We start from the raw sequence: 8,232 nt of genomic DNA on the forward strand, positions 1-8,232 counted from the left end.
CCACCCTCGCGGGCCGCACCCCCCCCCCCCCCCCCCCGCCGCCCCCCCCCCCCCCCCCCCCCCCCGCCTCTTCGGCTGCTTGCGGGCGTTACTGCTGCGGCGCCTGCGGCCACGGGTTCTGCTGGGTCTGCGGAGGGGCCTGCGGGGCCTGCGGCTGCACCGAGGGCTGCTGCCCGGTCGGGTAGCCCTGCGGCCCGGCCGCCGGGGCGGCGGGCTGCGCGGCGGCGGCGGAGCCGGGGACCATGACCGCGCCCGTGGCGAACAGGCCGTACGCGGCGATGAGCAGGAGCGCGCCGATCCAGGCCGACGGGTCGGACGCGGAGTCGCCGTCACCGAGCGCCAAGACCGTGAACAGCAGCCGCGCCAGGAAGATCGCCGCACCCGCCACGGTCAGCGCCTTCCACAGCGACCGCAGCTTCTCACCGGTGAACAGGGTCAACGCGAACGTGACGATGACGGCGACGAGGAGCGAGAGGACGCCGCCGCTGATCTCGTCGCGCACGAAGCCCGACAGGGCCGTGCCGTCGAGACCGAACTCGTCGCCGCCGCCGGAGCTCGTGCCGGCGATGAGCCCGGCCAGCACCAGCGCGCCGAGGCCCGAGAGGCCGAGGATCGCGGGCATGGACGGCACACCGAGCTTGTCGAACAGCGACGGGGCCGGGGGAGCGTACGCCGCGTACTGCTGCTGGGCGGCCTGGTACTGCGCCTGCGGCGAGGCGTAAGGCGCCTGGGGGTACGCCTGCTGTTGGGGCTGGCCGGAGGTCGGGTGCTGCGGATACCCCGCACCTGATTGCTGTTCACTCATGTCCTCATCATGCCTTGGGCGGGCAAATGGACGCACCCGGGTTGCGGCGGCTTCGTCCTGCAAGGAGACGCCGGTCCGCTGTGGCGGGCCGACCGGCTTCGGTCCCTTCCGGTTGCAAGCCGGGATGCGGTACGGCACCGATTCGCGCGCCCCAACGGCAGCGCCGCACACGTTCGAACCCGTAGGCTGGAAACATGTCGCAACGTCTCCGTCCCGTTTCGCCTATTTGGGTGGCAGGCCGTCCGCAGCACGGCGAGGAGGAGTTCTTCGTCACCCACCCCTACGACGAGTCCCCCGTGGGCGCCACCTCGTGGGCGACCGCCGGGCAGGTGGAGGCCGCCGTGGCCGCCGCCTCGGGAGCCGCGCGTGAATGCGCGGCCCTGCCCGCGCACGCGCGGGCCGAGGCCCTCGAGCACGTGCGCCGCCGCCTCGACGAAGAGGCCGAGACGTGCGCCGAGCTCATCACCGCCGAATCGGGCAAGCCGATCGCGTGGGCGCGCGTCGAGGTGCACCGGGCGGTCGGGACGTTCCGGTGGGCGGCCGAGGAGGCCCGGCGGTTCGTGGGCGAAGTGCAGCGGCTCGACACCGACCCGACCGCCGAGGGCCGGATGGCGCTCGTGCGCCGCTTCCCGCGCGGACCCGTACTCGGCATCTCCCCGTTCAACTTCCCGCTGAACCTGGTGGCGCACAAGGTGGGCCCGGCGATCGCGGCCGGATGCCCGATCGTGGTCAAGCCCGCCCCGGCGACGCCGCTCTCCGCACTCCACCTGGGGGCCCTGTTCTCCGAGACGGACCTGCCGCCCGCGATGCTCTCGGTCCTGCCGGTCCCCGACCACCGGGCCGAGCAGCTCGTGGACGACCCGCGGCTGCCGGTCGTCTCGTTCACCGGCTCCGGCGCCGTGGGCAAGCAGATCCTGCGCCGCGTGCCCGACAAGCACGTGACCCTCGAACTCGGCGGCAACGGCGCGGTCGTCGTGAGCGCCGACTACCCGAAGCGGGACTGGGCGGCCGAGCGGATCGCGATGTTCGGCAACTACCAGGCCGGGCAGTCGTGCATCGCCGTGCAGCGCGTCTTCATCGAGGCGCCCGCCTTCGCCGACATGGCCGCCCGCATCGCCGAGCAGGTCAAGGCCCTGCCCTCGGGCGACCCGAACGACCCGTCGTGCAAGGTCGGGCCGCTCATCAGCTCGGAGGCGGCCGCGCGGGTCGAGGCGTGGATCGAGGAGGCCGTCGACGAAGGCGCGAAGGTCCTGTGCGGCGGCACGCCGCGCGAGGGCGCGCTCATCGAACCGACGGTGCTCGCGAACGTGCGCCCCGACGCGAAGGTGCTGCGCGAGGAGGTCTTCGGCCCGGTGCTGGTGCTCGCGAGCGTCGAGAGCTTCGAAGCCGGGCTCGCCGCCGTCAACGACTCGCGGTACGGGCTGCAGGCCGGGGTGTTCACCGAGAGCCTGCCGGAGGCGATGCTCGCCCACCGGACACTCGATGTGGGCGGCGTGATCATCGGCGACGTGCCCTCGTTCCGGGCCGACCAGATGCCGTACGGCGGGGTCAAGGGCTCGGGCGTGGGCCGCGAAGGCGTGCGGTCGGCGATGGAGGACTACACGGTCGAACGCGTCCTCGTCCTTCCGGACACTCTTTGAGCGGCTGATTCGGGTACCCGGGCACCGGCGCCCACGGCCGGGCCCGAACCCGCCGACCGGTCCGTCACCTCGCACCGGTGACGACCGGGGCGTTCGGCCACAGGCGTCACCGCTGAGCTGCGACATTCCTTACTCGCCGCCGACCCCGGATCTGCGGATTGTCGCCAGGCCCCTATAGGTTGCTGACATGACTGTCCCTCCGAATTACGGTCCCCCGCCGGAGCAGCCGCATACCCCCGGCTACGGTTACCAGTCGCCTTACAGCGGCGGCCAGAACCCTTACGGCAGCCAGCCGCAGCAGCCGCCCTACGGCGGTGGAGGCGGCGGGCAGCAGCCGCCCTACGGCGGTGGAGGGCAGCCCCCTTACGGCCAGGATCCGGGCTCCCCTTACGGCGGGCCGGTCCTCCCGCCCGAACCGCCGAAGCGGAACCTCGGGCTCGTCGGCGGCGTCATCGTCGGCGCCACCGTCATCGTGCTCGGCGCCGTCCTGCTCGTCACGCTGAACCTCCAGGGCAAGGACAAGGACGACGACACCGCCGAAGGCGGCGGCACCACCGAGTCCGCCTCCGCGAACGAGAACACCCCCGAAGCGGACGCCACCACGCCCGCTGAGGAGACGGACTCCGAAGTCGGCCAGTGCCTCCCGTACGAATCAGAGGTCGACGGCAGCGGCCTCGGGCCGCTCGTGCCCTGCTCCGACGCCACCGCGTTCTGGGAGATCAAGGCCCAGTCCTACGACGTGCTCGACATCGCGGTGGACGGCGAAGGCAGCGTCACCGACACCGCGCCGATCTACGCGATGTGCGGCGACGGCTGGGGCACCAACGTCCTCGGCAAGGCCTGGACGAAATGGGACTACGTCTACTCCTCCGGCACCCTCGACTCGCTCTACTGCCTCCAGGCCGTCGGCAACCCCGACCCGGCCGAGCCCGACCACCTGCCGATCATGCCCGACGTGGGCGACTGCTTCGACGACAGCTCCAGCTGGTGGTCGATCGACTGCGGCTCCGACCTGGCGCTCTACACCGTGGTCGACACGATCATGTTCGACGAGCCCGTCGCCGACATGAGCGACGAGGACGCCGACGAGGAAGGCACGAAGTGCGGTACCGACTGGTACTGGCGGATGCTCGACGGCGAGGGCCGGACCTACGGGGTCCTCTGCGGCAACGACGTCTGAACGCGGAACGCGGAAGCGGCCGGTGATGTAGTCCTCGGTGCGCGAGTCGGACGGGTTGGAGAAGAGGCGCTGCGTCTCGTCGAACTCGACGAGGAAGCCGTACCGCTCGCCCGCGTCGTCGACCGCCGCCGAGAAGAACGCGGTCGCGTCGGAGACGCGCGCGGCCTGCTGCATGTTGTGGGTGACGATCACGATGGTGTAGTCGCGCACGAGCTCGCTCATGAGCTCCTCGATGCGCGCGGTCGCGATCGGGTCGAGCGCCGAGCAGGGCTCGTCCATGAGCAGGACCTCCGGCTGCACGGCGATCGCGCGGGCGATGCACAGGCGCTGCTGCTGGCCGCCCGAGAGCGCCAGGGCGCTCTTCTTCAGGTTGTCCTTGACCTCGTCCCACAGCGCCGCGCCGCGGAGCGCCTGCTCGACGCGGTCGGCGAGGTTGTCCTTCATGCCGTTGATGCGCAGGCCGTAGGCGACGTTGTCGAAGATCGACTTCGGGAACGGGTTCGCCTTCTGGAAGACCATGCCGATGTGGCGGCGCACCGCGATCGGGTCGACGTTCGAGGCGTAGATGTCCTTGCCGTGGTACGAAATGCTCCCGGAGACCTTCGCGCCCGGGATGAGGTCGTTCATGCGGTTGATCGAGCGCAGCACCGTGGACTTGCCGCAGCCCGAGGGGCCGATCATCGCGGTGATCTGGTTGCGCGCGACGGGGAGGGAGACGCCGCGGACGGCGTGCGACTTCCCGTAGTGGATGTCGACGTCCTTGAGCTCGATGACGGTCTCAGTGCGCGTGGCGTCGAACAGCGAGCCCTGCGAGCCGTCGACGCGCGCAGTGCTGCGGCCCGGGGCGAGGCCCGCGATGGGGGCCTTGGCGCGGATACCAGTCTCGTTCACGCTCACGCGAACTCCAATCACCGAATGTCAACCGCCGTTAACGTGTCCTGCCCTCATAGAACGCCATGGAGGTGCACGCAGGTGAACGTGAAGGTGAACTGAGAGTGAATGGAGTGCGGTCCGGGTCGCAGCCGTCCAGCGGCCGTTCGCACGGACGCCCGGGCGGTCGCTAGGCGTGCTCGGGCGGGAGCAGCTCGTCGTTCGGGTAGCCGCCGAGCAGGTCGTCGGAGGCGGTGAGCGTGAACTCCTCCGTGATCCCGACCTGGCCCAGGTCCACCGATCCGGCCACGTCCCCGTCCTCGGCGAGCTCCATGAGCATCCCGCGGATCACCGGGGCCGGGACGCCCGCGTCCTCGGCGAGCGCGGCCAGGCTCACCTGCACGGTGGCCGACTTCGCGCCGCCGGGCAGCGTGAAGCGGCCCTCCTCGTCGAACTCGTAGTCGATCCCGCCGACGCGGCGGATCGCGATCGCCGTCAGCTCCTCGAGGTCGCCGCGCTGGTCGGCGGCCTCCTCGATGGCCTCGACCTTGTCGAAGGCGAGCACGTCGAACGGGTTGGTGTAGAGCAGCGGGGCGACGTAGAGCTTCCCGTCGCGCAACTCGGAGCGGTACAGGCCCAGGGCGAGCAGGAATTCGAGCAGGTCGCGCACGGTGTGCGGCACGGGCAGGCCGGCGCGGCGGCAGTGGGTGGTGAAGGTGTCGATGCGCTCGCTGCGCTCGGCGGTGGCCCGGTCGTACTCTTCGCGGGCCTCCTTCTCGATGACCTCCTGGGACGCGCCCAGGTGATGCTCGGAGGCCTCGGCGATCCAGTCGTCGACGTCGCCGGGGTCGCACCAGACCGGTTCGTTCCAGATGTCGTCTTCGGGGAAGGCGTCGGCCCACCAGGTCGCCGGGAACGGGCTCACGGAGGGGACGGTGCGGAACAACTCGATGCTGCACGGCATGATGCGGATCCACGCGGGGTGCATCGGGGCTTGGACGGGGCCGGACTCGTCGCCGAAGGGCCTCTCGAAAGATTCCACTCATCGACGGTATCAGCGAGGTGCGACGCGGCCGCGCCGCTGGGGCGCGACTTCGCTTTCAGCGTACTGGCGCGGAGGGAGCCGTCCCGGCGCGGTGATACCAGGAGTTGCTCAGTGCCCGTTGAGTGCCCGATTGCGGCGTACCCCGTGAGGGTGCGCCGACGCCGGGACGGCCCTCGCGCGCGTCGGGCTTGCCGACCCCGCCGCGGCCTCGCGATGCCCCTTGACGGGTCATCCGGGCCGCTTGTGGGGGGACGCGCCTTTCGCGTCGGGGCCGACGTTACTCCGAAGCGACCCGGCGGGGTTCGACCGGACGGCCGGGTTCGGCTAGCCGTTCAGGCGGGTGAGGTCCGGTTCGAAGTCCGCGAGACCGCCGGCGTATTCGGGGGTGAGGTACTCGATGGTGCGGACCTGCTGCTCCAGCAGCTTGCCCACGGTGACGATCTGATCGGCGGCGTTGAGCACCAGCCAGTGCTCGTGCTCGGAGTAGCCTTCTTCCACCGGCGCCAAGGTCACAGCGGTTTCCTCCCTGATAGGACGTGCTTCGAGTCTGATCGGAACAACGTAATGCGCAGTGAACGGGCACGGATTCATGACACGCGACGGGCAGGTGAAATACCTGTCGCCGCAGAGCTCACACCCGTGCGGAACTCAGGCGCGGAGCACCAGCCTGAGCGTGGAGACGCCGTCCTCCGCGATCTCGACCGGGACGCCCCAGTCCTGGCGGGTGAGGTGGCACGCGGGGTGCTCGGCCTCGGCGTCGCAGGTCGCCGCCTGGGCGACCACCTGCAGCACGCCCTGGTCGATGCCGTCGGCCAGCAGGAGGTCGCGGCCGAGTTCCTCCCCTTTGCCCGCGCCTTCGGCGAGGAGCTGGGGCGGGTCGGCCGAGACGGTGACCTGGATCGGGGACCCGAAGGTGTAGTCGAGCTTCTGCCCCGCTGCTGGTTCGAAGAGCACTTCGAGGCGCAGCGCGCCGGGCGCGACCTTGGTGCGCTTGCGGGTGACCCGGTGGTGGCGGCCGGAGACGGCGGCCTCGCCGAGGTCGGGGGCGGCGAGGCGGTGGGCGGCCGATTCGACCACCCAGACCGCTCCGCCCAGGACGAGCACGTCGCTGGGTTCGGCGAGGTCCACGGCGAGGGTCGACACGGTCTCGGCCTGCGGGTCGTAGACGCGCAGCGCCCCGTTGTAGGTGTCGGCGACGGCGACGCGGCCGTCGGGGAGCACGGCGAGGCCGAGCGGGTGCTGCATGAGGGCGTCGGCGGCGGGGCCGTCGACGTGCCCGAAGTCGAAGAGGCCCTGCCCGACGGCGGTGTGCATCCGTCCGTCCTCGACGTAGCGGAGCGAGGAGGTCTCCGAGTCGACGAGCCAGAGCCGGTCCGCGGCCGCGGCGAGCCCGGAGGGCTGGGCCATCCAGACCTGGTCCAGCGCTCCGTCCTTGAGGCTCTCGACGGTGGTGCCCGCGTAGACGCCCGCGGTGCGGGCGAGCGGGTCGAAGTACCAGAGCTGGTGGATGCCGGCCATGGCGATGACCAGCCTGCCCTCGAACCAGGCGAGGTCCCACGGCGAGGACAGGTCGACGTCGAGGGCGGCGGTGGTGCCGTTGTCCATGCGCCACTGCCTGCCGGTCCCGGCGACCGTGGTGACCGCGCCGTCGGCGAGGCGGACGCCGCGCAGGAGGTGGTTCACGGTGTCGGCGACGACGAGGTCGTAGCCGACCTCGGCGGCCACCTCGGCGGGGAGGAGCGCGAGGCCCTGAGGTTCGTTGAACTGCGGTTCGGTGCCGTCGGCGCGGCCGCGCTCACCGGTGCCGACGGCCTGGACGACCGTTTCGAGGTCCGGGGCGAGGCGGACGAGGCGGTGGCGGGCCGAGTCGGTGACGAGCACGTCGCCGCCGGGCAGCTCGATCGCCTTGCCGGGGAAGCGGAGTGTGGTCTCGGCGGGCGGGGCGGCCACGTACAGCGGTCCACCGGTGTCGAGCGTTCCATCGGCCGTGTGCTTGGCGACGAGCTCGCCCACGATCGCGTCGAGCGCTTCGAGATGTCCCTCTCCGGCCATCGTCGACACGACGTACCCGGCGGGATCGATCACCACCAGCGTCGGCCAGGCCCGTGCGGCGAACGCATCCCAGGTGATGAGGTTCGGGTCATCGAGGACGGGGTGCTCGACGCCGTAGCGCTCGACGGCTGCCGCGAGGGCCTGCGGGTCGCGCTCGTGCTCGAACTTCGGGGAGTGGACGCCGATGATGACGAGCGCGTCGCCGTACTTCTCCTCGAGCGGGCGAAGCTCGTCGAGGACGTGTAGGCAGTTGATGCAACAGAATGTCCAGAAATCAACGACGGTGACACGGCCTCTGAGGTCGGCCAGGGAGAGGGTGCGACCACCGGTGTTCAACCAGGAGCGTCCCCGCAGCTCTGCAGCACGGACACGAGCGGGCTTCGTCATGAACCCAAGGCTGCCATCGCCAGTGCGGGGAACCCAGTCATTCGAGAAATCAATCACGTGCTGGATAGCGGCATCCCCGGATCCGCCCACGCGATGACGACTCTCGAATCACCATCGGCACTGACACGACCGGGCCGCACCTCCACCCGATCGACCGCCCGATGCCGAAGTGTCCTGCTCTGTCGGAAGAACCTGCATTGCGGCATCACTCGATCGTGTTGAGTACGAGCAACTTGAACGCGAAGCGGTGGGG

At 70.9% G+C, this 8,232-nt stretch carries 6 protein-coding genes and 1 pseudogene; 2 read left to right on the forward strand and 5 right to left on the reverse strand.

Features of this window, described 5'->3' with window-relative positions:
* Positions 1-88: 88 nt before the first annotated feature.
* A complete protein-coding gene (locus tag JHY01_RS23940; protein WP_205328232.1) occupies positions 89-805 on the reverse strand; it encodes a hypothetical protein in 717 nt (238 codons plus the stop codon).
* 194 nt (positions 806-999) lie between these two features.
* On the opposite strand from JHY01_RS23940, the gene JHY01_RS23945 reads away from it, so the two are divergent.
* Entirely contained in the window at positions 1,000-2,445 is a 1,446-nt protein-coding gene (locus JHY01_RS23945) for an aldehyde dehydrogenase family protein (RefSeq protein ID WP_205328233.1), read from the forward strand.
* Between the two features lie 187 nt (positions 2,446-2,632).
* Positions 2,633-3,625: a hypothetical protein gene (locus JHY01_RS27060; RefSeq protein WP_240193198.1), complete on the forward strand. Its 993-nt coding sequence runs from the start codon at positions 2,633-2,635 to the stop codon at positions 3,623-3,625.
* 12 nt (positions 3,626-3,637) lie between these two features.
* Here JHY01_RS27060 and pstB read toward each other — a convergent pair.
* The 4 genes and pseudogenes from pstB to JHY01_RS23965 all read right to left on the reverse strand — a co-directional run.
* Positions 3,638-4,501: pseudogene (pstB, locus tag JHY01_RS27065) on the reverse strand (phosphate ABC transporter ATP-binding protein PstB); the annotation flags it as partial.
* A gap of 184 nt (positions 4,502-4,685) precedes the next feature.
* A complete protein-coding gene (locus JHY01_RS23955) occupies positions 4,686-5,537 on the reverse strand; it encodes a DUF6042 family protein (protein WP_205328234.1) in 852 nt (283 codons plus the stop codon).
* A gap of 327 nt (positions 5,538-5,864) precedes the next feature.
* Positions 5,865-6,053, reverse strand: a complete 189-nt coding sequence (locus tag JHY01_RS23960; RefSeq protein WP_205328235.1) for a hypothetical protein — start codon at positions 6,051-6,053, stop codon at positions 5,865-5,867.
* Between the two features lie 135 nt (positions 6,054-6,188).
* Positions 6,189-7,979 carry an NHL domain-containing thioredoxin family protein gene (locus JHY01_RS23965; protein WP_205328236.1) on the reverse strand — a complete coding sequence of 597 codons (1,791 nt, stop codon included), beginning with the start codon at positions 7,977-7,979 and terminating at the stop codon, positions 6,189-6,191.
* Between the last annotated feature and the right edge of the window lie 253 nt (positions 7,980-8,232).

The sequence above is a fragment of the Glycomyces sp. YM15 genome (genome assembly GCF_016918015.1).
Classification (GTDB): domain Bacteria; phylum Actinomycetota; class Actinomycetes; order Mycobacteriales; family Micromonosporaceae; genus Glycomyces.

Bases quoted from the DNA above. Each gene is read 5' to 3' on its own strand.
- JHY01_RS23940 (WP_205328232.1), bottom strand. From the start codon at position 805: ATGAGTGAACAGCAATCAGGTGCGGGGTATCCGCAGCACCCGACCTCC.
- JHY01_RS23945 (WP_205328233.1), top strand. From the start codon at position 1,000: ATGTCGCAACGTCTCCGTCCCGTTTCGCCTATTTGGGTGGCAGGCCGT.
- JHY01_RS27060 (WP_240193198.1), top strand. From the start codon at position 2,633: ATGACTGTCCCTCCGAATTACGGTCCCCCGCCGGAGCAGCCGCATACC.
- JHY01_RS23965 (WP_205328236.1), bottom strand. From the start codon at position 7,979: ATGACGAAGCCCGCTCGTGTCCGTGCTGCAGAGCTGCGGGGACGCTCC.